Here is a 19,631-nt window from a genome sequence, read left to right as displayed (position 1 = left end):
CGGGCTACAGCACTTCGACGGAGATGATGCCTGCCGGCTCCATCGGTCGGTCGGAACGGTCGGTCGGCAACGCTTCCAGCTTGTCGACCACGGCCTTGGACTCGTCGTCCGCGACCTCGCCGAAAATCGTATGATGGCCGTTGAGCCATCCCGTCGGCACGGTTGTGATGAAGAACTGGGATCCGTTGGTGCCGTGAATCCTGCCGTCGATGCCGCGGCGCAGGCCGGCGTTCGCCATGGCGAGCAGATACGGGCGGTCGAAGGTCAGTTCGGGAACGATCTCGTCGTCGAAATCATAGCCCGGGCCGCCGGTGCCGGTGCCCAGCGGGCAACCACCCTGGATCATGAAGTCCTTGATGATGCGGTGGAAGGTCAAACCGTCATAGAACGGTTCGTGGGACGGCTGGCCGGTCATCGGATCGGTCCATTCCTTGTCGCCCGTGGCCAGGCCAAGGAAGTTCTTCACGGTCACCGGGGCCTGCTCGTCGAACAGGTCGATCTTGATGTCGCCTTCGGAAGTATGCATGATAACTGTGGTCATGACGTCCGATTTTCCCACAGGCGCGGGACCACGCGCGGATGCCGGGCCTTCGCGGCGCCGGTTTCGGCAAGCGTGCATGGTGATGGTCGTCGTGATGCGGGCTCCATATGTTCGCAACCGCGCCGCCGGACCGTCCGGTGGCGCGGTTGCGGAACGGCATGGGCATCCGCCGACATCGGAACAAGCAGAGAGGAAGGGATGTCATGGATTATCTGGTGCTTGTCGGCATCGGCGCCCCGTTCGTCCTGGCATACGGGGCGGATCCTGCGGCCGTCGGCCGCAGCGCGTTGACCGTCGAGAAGGTCGCCATCAAAATCTGGCCGAAGCCCGGATTCCCGACAACGACGGCGAACAGCCGTTGGATACGCCGCTTCGTCAGGACGGCGACGTCGCGTATTTCGCCTCCGTCCCGGTCAAGGCGATGGTGGCGAACGTGCGCGGGCATGGTCTGCCGGCTTCCGTGTCGTATACCGCAGGCACGTTCGTATGCAACAGCATCATGTACCACCTGCTGTATCTGATCGACCGCAGATTCCCCGGCATCCGCGGCGGATTCATGCATGTGCCGTACGCCACGGGCCAGGTCGTCGACAAGCCGGAAGGCACGCCGTCCATGTCGCTGGCGGATATCGCGAAGTCGTTGGAATACGCGATCGAAGCGGCCGTGCGCGGCGACGTCGATCCGGACACGGCGATGGGGCGGACGCGCTGAACCATATCGGCGTCCGGCTGGCGTGACGGGGAATCGCCTTCGGCGTGGGCGCCGCCAACTGATCCTTACGGGCACAGGCTTTTCCATCCTTGCGCCTGCTTTTCTTTGACGCTTTTGACCGCAGTCTTCGGCGTGTTGCGGTCAAAAGCGTCAAAGGGCCGGCCGCAGCTGTGACGACAGCCACGGCGGCGGGTGAGAGGCCGCAGGGGAGGGGCGGCTTAAGCCCTTACAGCACGTTGAAATGCCTGAGGGCGTTCAGGATGCCGTCATGGTCGACGTCGTCGGTGATGTAGTCGGCCGCGGCCTTCGCCGGTTCGGTGGCGTTGCCCATGGCCACGCCGATGCCGGCGAAGGCGAGCATATCCGCATCGTTGCCGCCGTCACCGAAGGCGATGACCTGATCGGCGGTCCAACCGTAACGCTTCATGAAACGCTTGATGCCCTCCGGCTTGCCGCCGTCTGCGGGAATCAGATCGGTGAAGTCGGGATGCCAGCGCACTCCCTTGACGTTCTTGCACAACGCGACGATCCGCGCTTCGACCTCCGGCGTCACATAGGGGCTGATCTGGAAGAACTCGTGGTCGTCGAGACGTTCGCGCGGATCGTCGATCTCCACCTTCGGGGCGGTTTTGCCCAGCTTCTTCCAGGTGTCGCGCAGACCCTCATCCACATGATTGAAGTACACGTGATCCTCTTCGCAGAAGTTCACCACGACATCCGGATGGTCGTCGCACCAGTCGAGCAGCGTGCGCACATCCTCCTTGAGCATGGCATGCTCTTCGAAATAGCCGCCGTCGTCGAAGCAGCATTGGCCGTTCAATCCGACGACGCCGTCGAAATGCACGGGAATGGTGTCCAATACCACGCCCATGTATTTCGGGGCGCGTCCGGTGCAGATGAACACCTTGACGCCTTCGGCCTGCAGCTGATGCAAGGCGTCGACGGTGGACTGGGGGACGGCATGCGTGGTGAAGCTGGTCAGCGTGCCGTCGATGTCGAAAAACGCGGCCTTGATGTCCGGCGTGGCCGCAGTCCGCGCGGCCGTTGATGACGTGGTCATGGGTGTAGTCATATCGCCACTATAACGCCACGGCCGGCCGGCGCGACCACGGTCGGGCCGCATCCTTTCGATGGCGCGGGCGATACGGAAGGCGATGTTGATCGCAGGCTATAAGCAACGTCGATAATCAAACGCCCGTCCGGGCTGGATATTGCCGATCCGTTCCCGTATCGTGGTGCAGGCGCCGCCGGCGCAGCAACATTGCGCTTGTCACACGACGATGGCAGGAGAGCCGACATCATGGAAAAGCCTAATCCGAAACTGTTCGATTACGATCTGGAACCGGTGCGCGTCAACCATACCGCACGCAACATCGTCATCGCGGTCATGGCCATGGCGCTCGTCGCCGCTTCCATCATCGGACTGCGACTGCTGCCGGACGCGGATGCGGCCGTAAAAGGCAGCGCGGCGAATCCGGTGAAAATCGGCGTCGTCGGGGCGACCGACCCGCATTGGGTGGAGTTCAAGAAGATCGCCGAAAACAACGGCATCCATGTCGACATCATCGATTTTCAGGATTACACGTCCGAAAACCCGGCCGTCGCGACCGGCGAGCTGGACCTCAACCAATTCCAGCATCTGCTCTACCTTGCGGACTACAACGTGAAAAACGACCAGGATCTGCAGCCGATCGGAGCGACCGCCATCTATCCGATGGGCGTATACAGCGAACAATACGGCGACATCGGCTCGATCGAATACGGGCGGACCGTCGCCATCCCCAACGATGAAACCAATCAGGCGCGCGCCATCGGCGTGCTCAACGCCGCAGGACTGGTTACGATGAAGGACGAATGGACGCCTTTCGTCACCCCGCAGGATATCGACGAAGCGGCGTCGAAGGTCAAAGTGGTGGCGCTGAAGGCGGAACAGGTCGCCAACGCCTTGAAGGATCCCCAAATCGCGGCGGGCGTCATCAACAACGACTACATCGCGGATGCCGGCATCGATCCCGATGACGCCATATACAAGGACGACGCCGAATCCGAAGAGGCGAGGCCGTACATCAATGTTTTCGTCACACGCAAGGCGGATGCCGACAACGACCTGTACCGGCGGCTGGTATCCCTGTATCAGACGCAGCCGGTGCTGGACAAATTGCAGGAGCAATTCGCCGGCACCGCCGTGCTCGCGACAGATTTCACCGCAGGCCAGCTGCAGGATTACCTGTCGGACATCGAAGGCGGCATGCGCGAATGAAACAGGCGCGCTTCGCGACCTTCGAAGCGGCCGACGCCGCGAACGCGCGCGACGGCTTTCCGATAACCGGTTTCCGGAACGATCCTCACAGCAGCCAGAACGAACGGACAACATGACAGACAACAATCCCATCATCGTCTTCGACCATGTCAGCAAACAATATCGGAAGAACAGGCGCGGCGGCGGGCCGGCATATGCCGTCGACGACGTGAGCCTCACGATCGACGAAGGCGAGATCTTCGGCATCATCGGCCACTCCGGCGCCGGCAAATCCACGCTGGTGCGCATGATCAACGCGCTCGAGAGGCCCACGTCGGGCAGCGTGCGCGTGCTCGGCACCGAAGTGAGCTCGTTGGGCGAAGCGAAACTGCGCCCCATCCGACGCGATATCGGCATGATCTTCCAGCAGTTCAACCTGTTCTCCTCCAAAACCGTGGCGCAGAACGTCGCCTATCCGATGCGGCTCGACCATTGGCGCAAGGACTTCCAGGAGCGGCGTGTCGGCGAACTGCTCGACTTCGTGGGGCTGCGCGACCACGCCGACAAATACCCCAGCCAGCTTTCCGGCGGGCAGAAGCAACGTGTCGGCATCGCCCGCGCGCTCGCGACCAGTCCGAAGATCCTGCTTGCCGACGAGGCGACCAGCGCGCTCGACCCGCAGACCACCACGGAGATCCTGACCCTGCTGCAGCAGGTGAACCGGCATTTCGGCGTCACCATCGTGCTGATCACGCATCAGATGGAGGTCGTGCAGCGGTTCGCCGATCGCATCGCCGTCATGAGCGACGGCCGCGTCATCGAAACGGGCGACGCGTACGACGTGTTCGCGGCGCCCCGGCATGAGGTGACGAAGCGTTTCGTCGGCGCCGCCCTGCACGGCGTGCCGGAGGAGGAGCGCGTCGAAACCTTGCATGAGCAGTGGAAGGGGCGCATCGTGACCGTGCTGGTGCGCCAGCAGGCCATCGGGGGAGCCGGCGACGGCGAAAACGGCGGCGCGCGGGCCGCCGGCTCCCACGTCATCGGCACTTCGGGGCAGAACATTTCCGAACTGATCGCCAAGCACCATATCGCCAGCAGCCTGCTGTACGGCGGCATCGACACCGTCAAAGGCTCCGCGGTCGGCGCGATCACCTACGAATTCCCCGGTCCGAAGCCGCAGGTGGACGCATTCCTGCGCGAACTCGCCGAACACAGCGACATCGTCGATTTCGGAACGGCGGACGAACCGGTGCCGTATATGCAGGCGGTGGCGAACGCCGCCGTGGCGGCCGGCGCCGATACCACGGAAGACGATACGACGGGCGACGCCGATACAGGCGTCGAATTAAATTAGGACGGGATAGACGGGAACGACAATGACGACGACGATTACTTTGGCCGCCGCCGCTGCCGGCGGCGCGGCTCAGGCGTTGACGCTGCAAGGCGATTGGACCGTGCTCGGCCCGCTGCTGGTCGAATCGGTCGGGCAGACGCTGCGTATGGTGGCGACCACACTGCTGGTGGGCGGCGTGCTGGGACTCGTTCTCGGCATCGTCCTGTACGGCACACGCCCCGGCAACCTCTTCGCCAACGCGGTGGTCTACCGTATTCTCGACGTGCTGATCAACATCATCCGCCCGGTGCCGTTCATCATTTTCCTCGCCGCGATGCAGCCGGTGACCATCGCCGTGACCGGCACGTCCATCGGCACCACCGCCGCGATCTTCCCGATGAGCCTGATGTGCACGGTCGCCACCGCACGACTGGTCGAACAGAATCTGGTGCCGGTCGACCCCGGCATGATCGAAGCGGCACGCGCGATGGGCGCCTCGCGCCTGACGATCATCCGCACCGTGCTGATCCCCGAAGCGTTGGGCTCGCTGATCCTCGCCTACGCGTTCCTGTTCGTCGGTGTGCTCGACATGTCGGCGATGGCCGGCTACATCGGCGGCGGCGGATTGGGCAATTTCGCCATCGCCTACGGTTATCAGAAGTTCGATCCCGTCGTGACATGGGCGGCCGTGGCCATCATGATCGTGCTCGTGCAGGCGGTGCAGGCGCTCGCCAATGTGATCGCCGCACGTCTGCCGCATCGCTGAACCCATCGCGCCGGCGACCCGGCGTGCCGGTGAAGCCGACACGGCGGTCAATCCGATACCCCCGCAAAGCCGGATGCGTTGGCCGATGCGAATCGGTGCTAGATTGAAGCCATGACTCAGATTCGTTTCGCACTCGCACAAATCGATACCTGCGTCGGCGCGCTTGACGCGAATGCCGACAAGGTCATGCGCTTCTCGCATGCCGCCGCCGAAGACGGCGCCCAGGTCGTCATCTTCCCGGAAATGACGCTGACCGGTTATCCGATCGAAGACCTGGCTCTGCGCGGCACATTCCGCAAGGCCGCATGGCGGAAGTCCGACGACTTGGCCGCGCAGCTCGCCGACGAAGGGCTCGGCGGCCTGTACGTGCTGGTCGGCACCATCGGCACCGATCGTGCCGACGGGCGCCCGCGCAACCGACTGGTCGTACTGCACGAGGGCGTGGTCCGGTCCGGCTACGACAAGCATTTCCTGCCCAATTACGGTGTGTTCGACGAATTCCGCATCTTCTCCTCCGGCGATCGCCCGATGATCCTCGACGTGGACGGCGTGCGTGTCGGCGTGGCGATCTGCGAGGACATCTGGCAGGACGGCGGCCCGGTCGCCGAACTCGCCGATAGAGGCATCGACGTGTTGGCCACGATGAACGGCTCGCCGTATGAGGAGGGCAAAACCGGCGTGCGCCGGGAGCTCGCCGTGCGTCGCGCCGCCGAAGTGGACGCGCCGCTGATCTATGTCAATCAGGTCGGCGGCCAGGACGATCTGGTCTTCGACGGCGGCAGCTTCGTCGTCGACCGTGACGGCACATTGCTGGAACGCTCGCCGATGTTCATGGAATCGTTGGAATACTTCGACTTCGACACGACCGCCCCGTCGCAGCGGGTCGGGCATGTCGAGCCGGAGCTGGATCCGGACGAGGAGGTGTACACCGCCTGCGTGCTCGGCCTGAAGGACTACATGGCCAAGAACCGTTTCCGCGGCGTATGCCTCGGCCTGTCCGGCGGGATCGATTCCGCGCTTGTCGCGGCGATGGCGGCCGACGCCTGCGGCGGCGGGAACGTGTACGGCATTTCGATGCCGAGCATGTATTCGTCGGACGGGTCGAAGGACGACGCCGCCGACCTGGCCGCCAACATCGGCGCCCACTATGATGTGCAGCCGATCGAGCCGTTGTTCGCGGCCTTCCAGGATCAGCTGACGCTGGACGGCGTGGCCGCGGAGAATCTGCAGGCGCGCATTCGCGGCGTGATCGTGATGGCCTATTCGAATTCGAAGGGCCTGCTGGCAGTCGCCACCGGCAACAAGTCGGAGCTGGCCTGCGGCTATTCGACGATCTACGGCGACGCCGTCGGCGGCTATGCGCCGATCAAGGACCTGTTGAAGACCCGCGTGTGGGAGCTGTCGCGCTGGCGCAACCGCGCCGCCGCCGCCGGCATGGGCATCGGCGGATTGCATATCGTCGGCAATGAGCGGGGCGGCACCGGCATTCCGCTGCCCGACGGCGTGATGATTCCCGTCAATTCGATCGAAAAAGCGCCGAGCGCGGAATTGCGCCCCGGACAGAAGGATTCGGATTCGCTGCCGGAATACGGGCTTCTTGACAAGGTGTTGGCGGCGTACATCGAGCATGCGCATGGGCGCGCCGACTTGCTGGCCGACGGTTTCGACGAGCAGACGGTGGACACGGTGATGCGTCTGGTGGACCGTGCGGAATGGAAGCGCCGCCAGTATCCTTTGGGGCCGAAGGTCACGGCGTTGGCGTTCGGCCGGGATCGCCGTCTGCCGGTGACGAACAGCTTCCGGGAATAGCGGATTGGACGATGCCGCCGATGACGCGCTGACGCCATAACGATGCGTGGCGGGCGCGGCTTGAAAACGCGTATGGAATGCCGTGTGATGAAGGTCACACGGCATTCCAGCTTGTTGTCAGAAAACCACGTCTACAATCGGAAACCAACGACGACGTAACGATGCGTCGGGAAAACACCGATAAGGAGTGGACAATGGCAGCAGTTGATGCAACCGCGGTCTCTCAGGAAGAGCTGAACGCTCAGGCTTGGGACGGCTTCATCGAAGGCGACTGGCAGAAGGACATTGATGTCCGTGACTTCATCCAGAAGAACTACACCCCGTATGAGGGCGACGAGTCCTTCCTCGCCAACGCTACCGACAAGACCAAGCACCTGTGGCAGTATCTGGACGACAACTATCTGGCCGTGGAACGCAAGCAGCGCGTCTACGATGTGGACACCCACACCCCGGCCGGCATCGACGCCTTCCCGGCCGGCTACATCGACTCCGCCGACGTCGACAACGTGATCGTCGGCCTGCAGACCGATGTTCCGTGCAAGCGCGCCATGATGCCGAACGGCGGCTGGCGTATGGTCGAACAGGCCATCAAGGAAGCCGGCAAGGAGCCGGATCCGGAAATCAAGAAGATCTTCACCAAGTACCGCAAGACCCACAACGACGGCGTCTTCGGCGTGTACACCAAGCGCATCAAGGTCGCCCGTCATAACAAGATCCTCACCGGTCTGCCGGATGCCTACGGCCGTGGCCGCATCATCGGCGATTACCGTCGTGTCGCCCTGTACGGCGTGAACGCCCTGATCAAGTTCAAGCAGCGCGACAAGGATTCCGTCCCGTACCGCAACGACTTCACCGAGCCGGAGATCGAGCACTGGATCCGCTTCCGTGAAGAGCATGACGAGCAGATCAAGGCCCTGAAGCAGCTGATCAACCTCGGCAACGAATATGGCCTGGATCTGTCCCGCCCGGCGCGGACCGCCCAGGAAGCCGTGCAGTGGACCTACATGGGCTACCTCGCTTCCATCAAGAGCCAGGATGGCGCCGCAATGTCCTTCGGTCGCGTGTCCACCTTCTTCGACATCTTCTTCGAGCGTGACCTCAAGGCCGGCAAGATCACCGAAACCGACGCCCAGGAGATCATCGACAACCTGGTCATGAAGCTGCGCATCGTCCGCTTCCTGCGCACCCAGGACTACGACGCGATCTTCTCCGGCGACCCGTACTGGGCGACCTGGTCCGACGCCGGCTTCGGCGACGACGGCCGCACCCTGGTCACCAAGACCTCCTTCCGTCTGCTCAACACCCTGACCCTCGAGCACCTCGGACCCGGCCCGGAGCCGAACATCACCATCTTCTGGGATCCGAAGCTGCCGGAAGGCTACAAGCGCTTCTGCGCCAAGATCTCCATCGACACCTCGGCCATCCAGTACGAGTCCGATAAGGAGATCCGCTCCCACTGGGGCGACGACGCCGCCATCGCATGCTGCGTCTCCCCGATGCGCGTGGGCAAGCAGATGCAGTTCTTCGCCGCTCGCGTGAACTCCGCCAAGGCCCTGCTGTACGCCATCAACGGCGGCCGTGACGAAATGACCGGCATGCAGGTCATCGATAAGGGCGTCATCGAGCCGGTCGCTCCGGAAGCCGACGGCTCCCTGGACTACGAGAAGGTCAAGAACAACTACGAGAAGGCCCTCGAATGGCTGTCCGAGACCTATGTGCAGGCTCTGAACATCATCCACTACATGCACGATAAGTATGCATACGAGTCCATCGAGATGGCCCTGCACGACAAGGAAGTGTACCGCACCCTCGGTTGCGGCATGTCCGGCCTGTCCATCGCAGCCGACTCGCTGTCCGCATGCAAGTACGCCAAGGTCTATCCGATCTACAACAAGGATGCCAAGGATATGCCGGGCCACGAGTACGAGTACGTCGAGGGCGCCGATGACGATCTGGTCGTCGGCTACCGCACCGAAGGCGAATTCCCGCTGTACGGCAACGACGACGACCGCGCCGACGACATCGCCAAGTGGGTCGTATCCACCGTCATGGGCCAGGTCAAGCGTCTGCCGGTCTACCGCGGCGCCGTTCCGACCCAGTCCATCCTGACCATCACCTCCAACGTCGAGTACGGCAAGAACACCGGTTCCTTCCCGTCCGGCCATCAGAAGGGCACCCCGTACGCTCCGGGCGCGAACCCGGAGAACGGCATGGATTCCCACGGCATGCTGCCGTCCATGTTCTCCGTCGGCAAGATCGACTACAACGACGCCCTGGACGGCATCTCGCTGACCAACACCATCACCCCTGATGGCCTGGGCCGCGACGAGGACGAGCGTATCGGCAACCTGGTCGGCATCCTGGACGCCGGCAACGGCCATGGCCTGTATCACGCCAACATCAACGTGCTGCGCAAGGAACAGCTCGAAGACGCCGTCGAGCATCCGGAAAAGTACCCGCACCTGACCGTGCGCGTCTCCGGCTACGCGGTGAACTTCGTCAAGCTCACCAAGGAGCAGCAGCTCGACGTGATCTCCCGCACCTTCCATCAGGGCGCTGTCTGCGACTGACCGGAAGCCCGAAACGTCGAACACCGCCGTTGACAACGGCATGACGGCGTAGGCGACATGAACGAGGCGAAAACCCGATGAAGGTTTTCGCCTCGTTTCCTTTATGACGATGCCGTGCCCGCTCGCATCCGTCCGCGTGCATCTTCCTGCTCGGTTCCCCGCGGCCTTACGGCGAAGGCCCCTCACCGGTAAGGCAAATCACAGTTTTGACGGGCGAGTCCCGGCGCGGGCTTCCGCAGGTTTTGCTATGGTCGAATGCAGTTACATCACAAGAGCAGTTCGCTTCAAGGAGGACGACGATGTCTGAGATCCGGCAATTCCGCACGACGACACCCCACATGCTCAAAGCGTCCAAGGAATACGCCAGCCAGACGCTGATGGGCGGCCTGTCCGGTTTCGAATCCCCGATCGGCCTTGACCGCCGCGACCGCATCAACGCGCTCAAGACGGGCGATATCGGCTTCGTCCATTCGTGGGATATCAACACCTCCGTCGACGGCCCCGGCACGCGCATGACCGTCTTCATGAGCGGCTGCCCGCTGCGCTGCCAGTACTGCCAGAATCCCGACACCTGGAAAATGCGCGACGGCCAGCCCGTCTACCTGCAGGCGATGATCGACAAGGTCGCACGCTACGCCGACCTGTTCAAGGCAACCAAAGGCGGCATCACGTTCTCGGGAGGCGAATCCATGATGCAGCCGGCCTTCGTGTCGCGCGTATTCCGCGCCGCCAAGGAGATGGGCGTGCACACGTGCCTGGACACTTCCGGGTTCCTGAACAAGAACTACACGGATGAGATGATCGAAGACATCGACCTGTGTCTGCTCGACGTCAAATCCGGCGACGAACAGACCTATGCGAAGGTGACGGGCGGCGTGCTGGCGCCGACCATCGAATTCGGCCAGCGCCTGGCGAAGGCCGGCAAGAAGATCTGGGTGCGTTTCGTGCTGGTGCCCGGCCTGACCAGCTCCGAGGAGAATGTGGAGAACGTCGCGAAGATCTGCGAGACCTTCGGCGACGCCGTCGAGCATGTCGATGTTCTGGGATTCCACCAGCTCGGTCGTCCGAAGTGGCACGAGCTGCGCATCCCGTACCCGCTGGAGGACCAGAAGGGCCCGTCCGCCGAAATGCGCAAGCGCGTGAAGGAACAGTTCGAATCGCACGGCTTCGTCGTGTACTGACGCACGTCGTACGGCGGATATCGCATGCGAAACTTCTTCCACGTATATGTCCGATATGTGGAAGAAGTTTGCGTTATATCGGCGGTCCGCGCGTGTACTACCGTAAAAAACGCGACGCTGCCTTAGCCTTGGAGCATGGCGGATATATTTGTATTTCCGGCAAAGAGGCCGGGGGACGAACATGTCCGGGCCACAGCGTCGTTGGCTCCGGACCCAATGTTCGAACGCCCTGACGGCCTGCCGGATGAGTTCTGGAATGCCGTATGCTCGGTGCATCGGATGCCTCATATTCGAGGCGTCTCCTATCAGGAGATACCTGCACCTGTGTCGGGCGCGGACCATGGCATCTCCGTTGCGTTGGACGTCGCCCAGGATTCGGATGAGCCGCGCTACGCGGCATCCGGCTGGATGACCGTGCTGTATGCCGCCGACGGGCGTTTCCGGGGAGGGCGTCGCTGGCGTTGCATGGCATTCGCGTCGATTCCGAAAAACGATGATGACGGCCGCTTCCTGACTCCCTCGACATGCTGGAGGAAAATGCTCGAATACGTCGAAGGCGTGTGCGAAGGGGAGCCGGCGGGAACGGTGACGCTTACCAGGAATACGCCGTTCGGGGATTTTTCGGCCAGTGCGCATGAGGGCTGCGAGATTCGTGTGTCGTGGACCCCGTTAAACTATGCCGAGGAAGATGAAGAGGAATGCGATGCCGGAGCCCAGGTGGCCGCATGGGCGTCCTTCCTGAAATCCACGGTGAATCACGAGGAGGATCATCCCGTTGAATGCTGAGCCCAGGCTGCTGGCGGAACCGCACGAAGGCGTACCCGACGTCATCGATTCAATGTCGGAATTTCATGCGTACTGCGAGGCGCTGGCATCTGGGCGAGGGGCGCTGGCGGCCGATGCGGAACGGGCGTCCGGCTTCCGGTACGGCCATGAGGATTGGTTGGTGCAATTCAAGCGCGAAGGCGCGGGCATCGCACTGATCGACCCGCAGGCGCTGGCGATGCGGGGCGTTGACTGGAATGAATTCAACGATGCCGTGGGCGACGCCACATGGATTCTGCATGATGCGATGCAGGACCTTCCCGGTTTTCATGATTTGGGGCTGAGGCCGCGCCGTCTATTCGATACGGAAGTCGCCGCGCGACTGCTCGGCCTGCACCGTTTCGGACTTGCGGCGGTGACCGAGCATTTCCTTGGCGTGACCTTGGCCAAAGAGCATTCCGCGGCCGACTGGTCGTATCGTCCGCTTCCGCGTGATTGGCGCAACTACGCGGCCTTGGACGTGGAACTGCTCGCCGAGCTTGAAGAGCGCATGGCCGCCGAGCTCAAGGCCCAGGGCAAGGACGGATGGGCCGAAGAGGAATTTGCCTACGTGCTGTCGGAAGGATTGCAGCCGCGTAAGGAGCATCCCGTGCCATGGATGCGCATCTCCCGCATCAACACGATCAGCAAGGACCCTCGGGCGTTGGCCGTCGCCAAAGCCTTATGGGAGAAACGCGAAGAGCTCGCCAAGGCCAACGACATCGCGCCAAGCCTGCTGCTTGCCGATTCCTCGATCATCGAAGCGGCGCGGATCCGCCCGCGCAACGCCCGCGAATTCCGCATGGTGCGCTCCCTGAACGAACGCGTGCGCATCCATACCGGCGGCGCGCAGGACAAAATGTTCGAACGGTATGCGCCGATCCAACGCTCCATCAAGCCACGCGTATGGAAGGACACGATTCAGGAGGCGCTGGCCCTGCCTCGCGGCAAATGGCCGATGCCGCAGGGCGGCGCGCAGGACGGCCAGGGCAATGCGCCGCGTTCGATGAAACAATGGCAGCGCCATCCCGACCGGTACGAGCGTCTTGAGAAGGTTCGCGGCGTCGTCAACCAGATCGCGCAGGATACGAGAACGCCTGCGGACGTGATCATCAAACCGCAGTATCTGCGTAATCTGTGCTGGTCGGACGATCCCGGCCGTGAGGATGTGGCGCAATATCTGAAGGAGCAGGGCGCGCGCGACTGGCAGGTCTCGTTGGTCGCCGCGTCCGTAAGTCGCGCTATCATGTAGAGGTTGCCTAACGGCAGATAAGTTGAAGAACCGTATTTTTCAGGAGCGCAAGCGTGAAAATCAGCGTCAGGAACCTCGAGCCGACCAAGGTGAAGCTCACCGTCACCGTCGAACCGGAAGAGTTGAACCCGTATCTCGACGAGGCCCGCAAGGAAATCGCCAAGCAGGTCAACATCCCCGGTTTCCGTAAGGGTCATGTGCCCGGCAAGATCATCGACCAGCGCATCGGCTTCGCGGCCGTCGCCGGCGAAGCGGTGAACAACGCCGTCCCGGAGCTGTATTCCAAGGCCATCGAAGAGAAGAGCATCCGTCCGATGGCTCAGCCGGAGCTGGACGTTCAGGAAGTGCCGCAGTCCGCCAAGGACGAGACCAAGCTGAAGTTCACCGCCACCGTCGAACGCCGTCCGGACTTCGAACTGCCGGAGGTCGAAGGCATGGAGATCGAAGTCGCCAAGGCCGAAGTCACCGACGAAGATGTGAACAAGCGCCTCGAATCCCTGCGTCAGCGTTTCGGCACCCTGGTCGGCGTGGACCGCCCGGCCGCCAAGGGTGATTTCGCCAACATCGACCTGACCGCCGAAATCGACGGCGAAACCGTCGATTCCCAGGAAGGCGTGAGCTACGAACTCGGCTCCGCCACCATGCTTGACGGCATGGATGAGGCCCTCGAAGGCCTGTCCGCCGGCGAGGAGACCTCCTTCGAAGGCACTCTGGAAGCCGGCGACCACGCTGGCGAAAAGGCCCTGATCAAGGTCAAGGTCAACTCCGTCAAGGCCGAAGAGCTGCCGGAGCTGGACGATGACTTCGCTCAGGACGCTTCCGAATTCGACACGCTCGACGAGCTGAAGGAAGACATCCGCAAGGCTTGCGGCCGCGACGCCGAAGGCCGTCAGGCCACCGACGCCCGCGACGCGTTCATCGCCAAGCTGCAGGAAGGCCTGGAGATCCCGGTTCCGAAGGGCGTCAAGGCCGAAATGGTCGAACAGCAGCTCAAGAACGTGACCGCCGATCCGGCCAACGCCACCGACGAGCAGAAGAGCGAAGCCGAGCAGACCGTCGAAAAGGAACTGCGCGACCAGATGGTGCTCGACGCTCTGGCCGAGAAGATGGACGTCAAGGTCTCCCAGGCCGACGTGTTCAACTTCCTCGCCTCCATCGCCCAGCAGTACGGCATGGACCCGAACGCCTTCATCCAGGCCATCATGCGCAACGGCCAGCTCGGTTCCGCCGTGCAGGAAGTCGGCCGCTCCAAGGGCCTGCTCGCCGGCATGCGCGCCGTCGTGTTCAGGTCCGAAGGCGAGACCCTCGACCTGAGCGCGTTCCTCGGTGAGGAAGCCGAATCCGAAGAAGCCGAAAGCATGGAAGCCGCTGCCGCCGCCGCTGCCGTGGCCGACGAGCTGTCCGAGGAGGCTCCCGCTGAGGACGCCGAGTAAGCATAACGCTTTTCGTTTAGCGTAACCTCATGATCAAAGGCTTGGAATCATCCGATTCCAAGCCTTTTTTGATCGGGCGGGGAATCGTCGGCGTGAAAACACTCGGGAAACACGCAGCCTGCATGTATGAAGGGCTGTAGGGGAGGGAAACGCGATATGCATCGGGAAACAGGCTGGCGACGCCTGGCATGGCTTGCCGCGGCGACGCTGATTCTTGGCATGCTCATCGGCGTCGGAGCGGGATTGCTGACCCTGCTGCTGTACGGTGTGGAACACGTGATGCTCGGCTACGTCGAAAGCGCAAGCCTTCCGGGCCCGTTCCACGTGCCGGCGATCCGCCGCGTGGCATCGGTGACCTTGGGCCTGTCCATCGCCGGCGCCAGCTGGTATCTGCTGCGTGCGAAAACCGTGAAAGTGCCGTCGGTCGAACAGGCGGTCGACGGCGAACGCATGCCGGTCTGGCAGACGGTCACGCATGTGCTGCTGCAGATCTTCATCGTCGGATCCGGCGCATCCATCGGACGTGAGGTCGCGCCGCGCGAACTCGGCGCAATGCTGGCGCAGCGTTTCTGCGATCTGTTCCGCATCGGCCGACGAGCGGGCCTGACCGTCGTCGATCGTCGCATGATCGTGGCCGTCGCCGCAGGTGCAGGCCTTGGAGGCGTCTACAATGCGCCGCTTGCCGGCATGTTCTTCGCCATCGAAATACTGCTGGCCGACATCACGCTGGGGAAGGCCGCGTTCGCGCTCGGCATGTCGGAGGTCGCGGCATGCGTGGCCACCGCCGTCAAAGGACGCCACATGTTTTACGACATCACGGCAATGCAAACCGATTCGACGATCACGCTGATGATATTCGCCATCATCGCCGGCGTCTTCTGCGGCATCGCGGGCGCGCTGTTCCGCAAAGGCTCGCAATGGGCCGGCGCACACAAGGCGAAAGGCGCGGCGTTATTGTGGATGATGCCGCTGGCGGGCCTGCTGACGGGCCTGATCGCGATTGCCGCGCCGCAGGTGATGGGGAACGGCCGCGCCGCCGCACAGCTGGGACTCAGCACGGGCCGGTACGAAACGTCATCGCCGTGGGCCTTGCTCAATATCGATTCCGACGTCGGAGTGCCGCTGATGCTTGCGATCCTCGTATTGACATTCGCGGCGAAGGCTGCGGCCACGTTGATGACGATGCGCGCGGGCGCGTCTGGCGGCGTGCTGCAGCCGGGCATCGCATTGGGCGCGACGTTGGGAGCGATACTGGGCATATTGTGGGCCGCGGCGTTTCCGAATGATTCCCTGACGTCCTGCGCGCTGATAGGCGCCGCCGCATTGCTGGCGGCCTCGCAGCAGGCGCCGTTGATGGCGATGTGCCTGGTGATGGAACTGACCGGCGCGCCGATAGGCTTCTTCGTGCCGGTCGGCATGGGCGTGGCCGTTTCGGCGCTGGTTTCGCGGACGGTATTGCCTGATGCGCGCGTGGGCTTTCCGGTACGCAGTGAGCGCAAACTGCGCGGGCCGGACCTTTCCGTCGCTTCAAACGGGTAAAGTAACCAACGTAACGTAATGTGAAAAGGAGACATGGTGGCAGATTTGCTGACATCCTCACCGCGCATGGGCGAGGGCGAGGCCCCGTCCATGGTGGACCCGATTTTCAATAGGCTCCTCAAAGACCGCATCATCTGGATGGGCGAGGAGGTCAAAGACGACATGGCCAACCGCATCTGCGCGCAGATGCTGATGCTGGCGGCCGAAGATCCGAAGAAGGACATCTGGCTGTACATCAATTCCCCGGGCGGCTCCATCACCGCCGGCATGGCCATCTACGATACGATGCAGCTCATCGAACCGGATGTGGCGACCGTGGGCCTGGGCATGTGCGCATCGATGGGTCAGTTCCTGCTGAGCTCCGGCACTCCGGGCAAGCGCTATCTGACCTCGCACGCCCGCGTGCTGATGCACCAGCCGTCCGGCGGCATCGGCGGCACCACCACCGACGTGCGCATCAACGCCGAACTGATCATGGACATGAAGCGTACGCTGGCCGAACTGACCGCACAACAGACCGGACACACTGTGGAGGAGATCTATCGCGACAACGAGTACGATCACTGGTTCACGGCAGACGAGGCGTTGGCCTACGGTTTCGTGGACAAGATCGTTTCCACGCCGGATACGATTCAGAACGAGAGCAGGGGGGAGTGACATGGCAAGCGAAGAAGCGAAGTTCGTAGCCCGCGCCGAACGTCTGGCCGGTCCGACGGGTGTCGTCGGCTTCATGCCGTCCGCCGCCCGTGAAGCCGCGTTCGCGCCGCAGGACCGTTATGTTCTGCCGCAGTTCGAGGAGAAGACCCCATACGGCTACAAACGTCAGGACCCGTACACCCGCCTGTTCGAAGACCGCATCATTTTCATGGGCGTCCAGGTGGACGACACTTCCGCCGACGACATCATGGCTCAGCTGCTCGTGCTGGAAAGCCAGGATCCGAACCGTGACGTCATGATGTACATCAATTCCCCGGGCGGCTCGATGACGGCCATGACCGCCATCTACGACACGATGCAGTACATCAAGCCGGACGTGCAGACCGTATGCCTGGGTCAGGCCGCATCCGCCGCGGCGATCCTGCTCGCCGCCGGCGCCAAAGGCAAGCGCCTGATGCTGCCGAACGCCCGCGTGCTGATCCACCAGCCCGCCATCGACCAGGGCTTCGGCAAGGCCACGGAAATCGAAATCCAGGCCAAGGAAATGCTGCGTATGCGCGAATGGCTGGAGAACACGCTGGCCAAGCATACCGGCCAAGACGTCGAGCGCATCCGCAAGGACATCGAAGTCGATACGTTCCTGACCGCTCCCGAAGCCAAGGAATACGGCATCGTGGACGAAGTGCTCGAGCATCGAGACTAAACGATGCCGCGGCATGCCGTCGTCTGAATACCCCTGGCGCATCGCGTCAGGGGTTATTGTTATATGACATGATTCTTTGAACCGAAAGGGGCATGATGGGACGCGTGGTGAGCTATGGCGACGACATGCCCATATGCACGTTCTGCAATAAGACGGAGCAGCAGGTCCGCAAGCTGGTCACCGGTTCGGGGGCCGCCATCTGCGATGAATGCATTGCGCTGTGCGTCGACATCATATCGGAAGAATATGCGAAGGACGCCAAGGACCAGGTGGCGCGATTGCCCAAGCCGATGCAGATCAACGAATATCTCGATCGTTTCATCGTCGGGCAGGATGCCGCCAAACGTACGCTGTCGGTCGCCGTATACAATCACTACAAGCGCGTCGGCATGGAGGCGCGCGAATCCGCGGATATCTTCAAGTCCAGGCAATTCGCGCGCTTGAACCTTTCCCGCGCGTCCGACCCGCTGGCGGATGTCGAAGTCGCCAAATCGAACATTCTGCTGCTCGGTCCCACCGGTGTGGGCAAAACATATCTGGCGCAGACGCTGGCCAAAGTGATGAACGTCCCCTTCGTCATCACCGATGCCACGACGCTGACGGAAGCGGGATATGTCGGCGACGACGTCGAAACCGTGTTGCAGCGCCTGCTGCAGGCCGCCGACGGTGACGTCGAACGTGCGCAACAAGGCATCGTCTACATTGACGAAATCGACAAGATCGCGCGTAAAAGCGGTGAAAACACATCAATCACCAGGGATGTGTCGGGCGAGGGCGTCCAACAGGCCCTGTTGAAGATCCTGGAAGGCACCGTCGCCTCCGTCACGAATGAAAGCGACCGCAAACACCGTGAGCAGGACAGCCTGCAAATCGATACGCGTGGAATCCTGTTCATCTGCGGCGGCGCCTTCGTCGGATTGACCGACATCATCGCACGTCGTTTGGGGGCTCGTGAAAGCGGTTTCGGCGCAGCCTGGCACGACCATGAAGTGCCGCATGAGGAATTGCTGGCGCAGGTCACCGCCGACGATCTGGTGGAATTCGGTTTATTGCCGGAATTCATCGGGCGTTTGCCTGTGGTCAGTGTGCTGCGCGAGCTGGAGGAAAAGGATCTGTCGGCGATTTTGACGAAACCGGAGAATTCGCTGATTCGCCAGTATCAGAAACTGCTCGCCATTGACGGCGTGGAATTGTCGTTCACGGATGATGCGGTCGCCGCGATCGCGCATACGTCGATCGAGCAGGGGACCGGCGCGCGCGGGCTGCGCTCGATCATCGAAAAGACGTTGGAGGAGACGATGTTCCGTCTGCCCAGCATGGACGATGTGTCGCAGGTGATCGTGGATGAGTCGGCGGTTCTGGGCATGGGCGCGCCGAAACTGCTGCGATCGGTGACCGAGGAAATACCTCGGCGGCGTCGCGCATAGGAATCTTTCAGTCCGCTGCAAAGGCTGAAGACATGCGGAGTCGGCGTATTCTCGTGGAGTCGTTATCGCGATCCTGCATTGTTTGGTGGCCGCGGCCGACGGTTGCCCGGCAAAGCGCGACACGCCGATTTGCGCTTCGGTGAGAATGGATGTATCTTATTCGAGTTGCCTGACGCGGGCAACATGCGCGAGTAGCCCAGCGGATTAGAGCAGCTGACTACGGATCAGCAGGTCGCAGGTTCGAATCCTGTCTCGCGCACCCGCCATTATGGCGCATACGGTTTCGGCCGTATCTTCATGATGGACTGCGCGAGTAGCCCAGCGGATTAGAGCAGCTGACTACGGATCAGCAGGTCGCAGGTTCGAATCCTGTCTCGCGCACTTCCCGCTCCTGTGGTTTCGCATTTGTCATTCCTATGGTCTTTTCATCTTTTTGCAATGTACTTTGTTTTCGTGTGTTTGCACGCAACGTTGTTTCATGATTATCCCATCACCCTCCTTCTGCGTTTTTTGCTCCTGCCTTTCCTCTTGACGCTTTTGACCGCCGGCTCCGGCGTGTTGCGGCCAAAACCGTCAGGAAGGGAACGGCGGTAAGGCATGTTGGCATGACCGACGTATCATATTCACGTTTTGTTTATCCGCACATATTCGATGAGGAGACTGAG

Annotated in this window: 16 protein-coding genes and 2 tRNA genes; 16 read left to right on the top strand and 2 right to left on the bottom strand. The window is 62.2% G+C overall.

The genetic code is table 11. The annotated features are described in order from the left end of the window. Positions 1-4 precede the first annotated feature (4 nt). Complete coding sequence (locus AC1AX7_RS00695; protein ID WP_476508186.1) at positions 5-541, bottom strand: peptidylprolyl isomerase; 537 nt, start codon at positions 539-541, stop codon at positions 5-7. A gap of 358 nt (positions 542-899) precedes the next feature. On the opposite strand from AC1AX7_RS00695, the gene AC1AX7_RS00690 reads away from it, so the two are divergent. Beyond that, the gene (locus AC1AX7_RS00690) at positions 900-1,253 is read left to right on the top strand and encodes a pyroglutamyl-peptidase I family protein (RefSeq protein WP_476508185.1); all 354 of its coding nucleotides are present in this window, start codon (positions 900-902) and stop codon (positions 1,251-1,253) included. Positions 1,254-1,479: 226 nt separating this feature from the next. On the opposite strand, the gene AC1AX7_RS00685 is transcribed toward AC1AX7_RS00690, so the two are convergent. Beyond that, positions 1,480-2,325, bottom strand: coding sequence for a Cof-type HAD-IIB family hydrolase (locus AC1AX7_RS00685; RefSeq protein WP_476508184.1), 846 nt, complete (start codon positions 2,323-2,325; stop codon positions 1,480-1,482). A 321-nt stretch (positions 2,326-2,646) separates the two neighbouring features. Here AC1AX7_RS00685 and AC1AX7_RS00680 point away from each other — a divergent pair, with 321 nt between their 5' ends. The 15 genes from AC1AX7_RS00680 (at position 2,647) to AC1AX7_RS00610 (ending at position 19,347) form a co-directional block, all read left to right on the top strand. Further along, positions 2,647-3,513 carry a MetQ/NlpA family ABC transporter substrate-binding protein gene (locus AC1AX7_RS00680; RefSeq protein ID WP_476508386.1) on the top strand — a complete coding sequence of 289 codons (867 nt, stop codon included), beginning with the start codon at positions 2,647-2,649 and terminating at the stop codon, positions 3,511-3,513. 112 nt (positions 3,514-3,625) lie between these two features. Beyond that, positions 3,626-4,846: a methionine ABC transporter ATP-binding protein gene (locus tag AC1AX7_RS00675; protein WP_476508183.1), complete on the top strand. Its 1,221-nt coding sequence runs from the start codon at positions 3,626-3,628 to the stop codon at positions 4,844-4,846. Positions 4,847-4,991: 145 nt separating this feature from the next. After that, a complete protein-coding gene (locus AC1AX7_RS00670) occupies positions 4,992-5,591 on the top strand; it encodes a methionine ABC transporter permease (RefSeq protein WP_476508385.1) in 600 nt (199 codons plus the stop codon). A gap of 111 nt (positions 5,592-5,702) precedes the next feature. Then, a complete protein-coding gene (locus AC1AX7_RS00665; RefSeq protein ID WP_476508182.1) occupies positions 5,703-7,400 on the top strand; it encodes an NAD+ synthase in 1,698 nt (565 codons plus the stop codon). Between the two features lie 194 nt (positions 7,401-7,594). Then, positions 7,595-9,970, top strand: a complete 2,376-nt coding sequence (gene pflB, locus AC1AX7_RS00660; RefSeq protein WP_476508181.1) for a formate C-acetyltransferase — start codon at positions 7,595-7,597, stop codon at positions 9,968-9,970. A 299-nt stretch (positions 9,971-10,269) separates the two neighbouring features. After that, complete coding sequence (gene pflA, locus AC1AX7_RS00655) at positions 10,270-11,151, top strand: pyruvate formate-lyase-activating protein (protein ID WP_476508180.1); 882 nt, start codon at positions 10,270-10,272, stop codon at positions 11,149-11,151. Positions 11,152-11,367: 216 nt separating this feature from the next. After that, entirely contained in the window at positions 11,368-11,937 is a 570-nt protein-coding gene (locus tag AC1AX7_RS00650) for a DUF3000 family protein (protein ID WP_476508179.1), read from the top strand. A 52-nt stretch (positions 11,938-11,989) separates the two neighbouring features. Next, entirely contained in the window at positions 11,990-13,207 is a 1,218-nt protein-coding gene (locus tag AC1AX7_RS00645; protein WP_476508178.1) for an HRDC domain-containing protein, read from the top strand. Between the two features lie 53 nt (positions 13,208-13,260). Beyond that, positions 13,261-14,640 (top strand): trigger factor, encoded by a 1,380-nt coding sequence (gene tig, locus AC1AX7_RS00640; protein ID WP_476508177.1) that lies wholly within the window; start codon positions 13,261-13,263, stop codon positions 14,638-14,640. Between the two features lie 156 nt (positions 14,641-14,796). Next, a complete protein-coding gene (locus AC1AX7_RS00635) occupies positions 14,797-16,179 on the top strand; it encodes a chloride channel protein (protein ID WP_476508176.1) in 1,383 nt (460 codons plus the stop codon). Between the two features lie 33 nt (positions 16,180-16,212). Beyond that, the gene (locus AC1AX7_RS00630) at positions 16,213-16,836 is read left to right on the top strand and encodes an ATP-dependent Clp protease proteolytic subunit (protein WP_476508175.1); all 624 of its coding nucleotides are present in this window, start codon (positions 16,213-16,215) and stop codon (positions 16,834-16,836) included. Between the two features lies 1 nt (position 16,837). After that, positions 16,838-17,539, top strand: a complete 702-nt coding sequence (locus AC1AX7_RS00625; RefSeq protein WP_476508174.1) for an ATP-dependent Clp protease proteolytic subunit — start codon at positions 16,838-16,840, stop codon at positions 17,537-17,539. Between the two features lie 95 nt (positions 17,540-17,634). Further along, the gene (gene clpX / locus AC1AX7_RS00620) at positions 17,635-18,966 is read left to right on the top strand and encodes an ATP-dependent Clp protease ATP-binding subunit ClpX (RefSeq protein ID WP_476508384.1); all 1,332 of its coding nucleotides are present in this window, start codon (positions 17,635-17,637) and stop codon (positions 18,964-18,966) included. Positions 18,967-19,151: 185 nt separating this feature from the next. Beyond that, positions 19,152-19,225 (top strand) — tRNA-Arg (locus tag AC1AX7_RS00615). Between the two features lie 48 nt (positions 19,226-19,273). Continuing rightward, positions 19,274-19,347: transfer RNA gene (locus AC1AX7_RS00610), tRNA-Arg, on the top strand. The last annotated feature ends 284 nt before the right edge of the window (positions 19,348-19,631 follow it).

Source organism: Bifidobacterium sp. LH_449 (assembly GCF_056356755.1).
The sequence above is the reverse complement of the archived record's forward strand: the minus strand, read 5'-3'. Positions and strand labels throughout refer to the sequence as shown.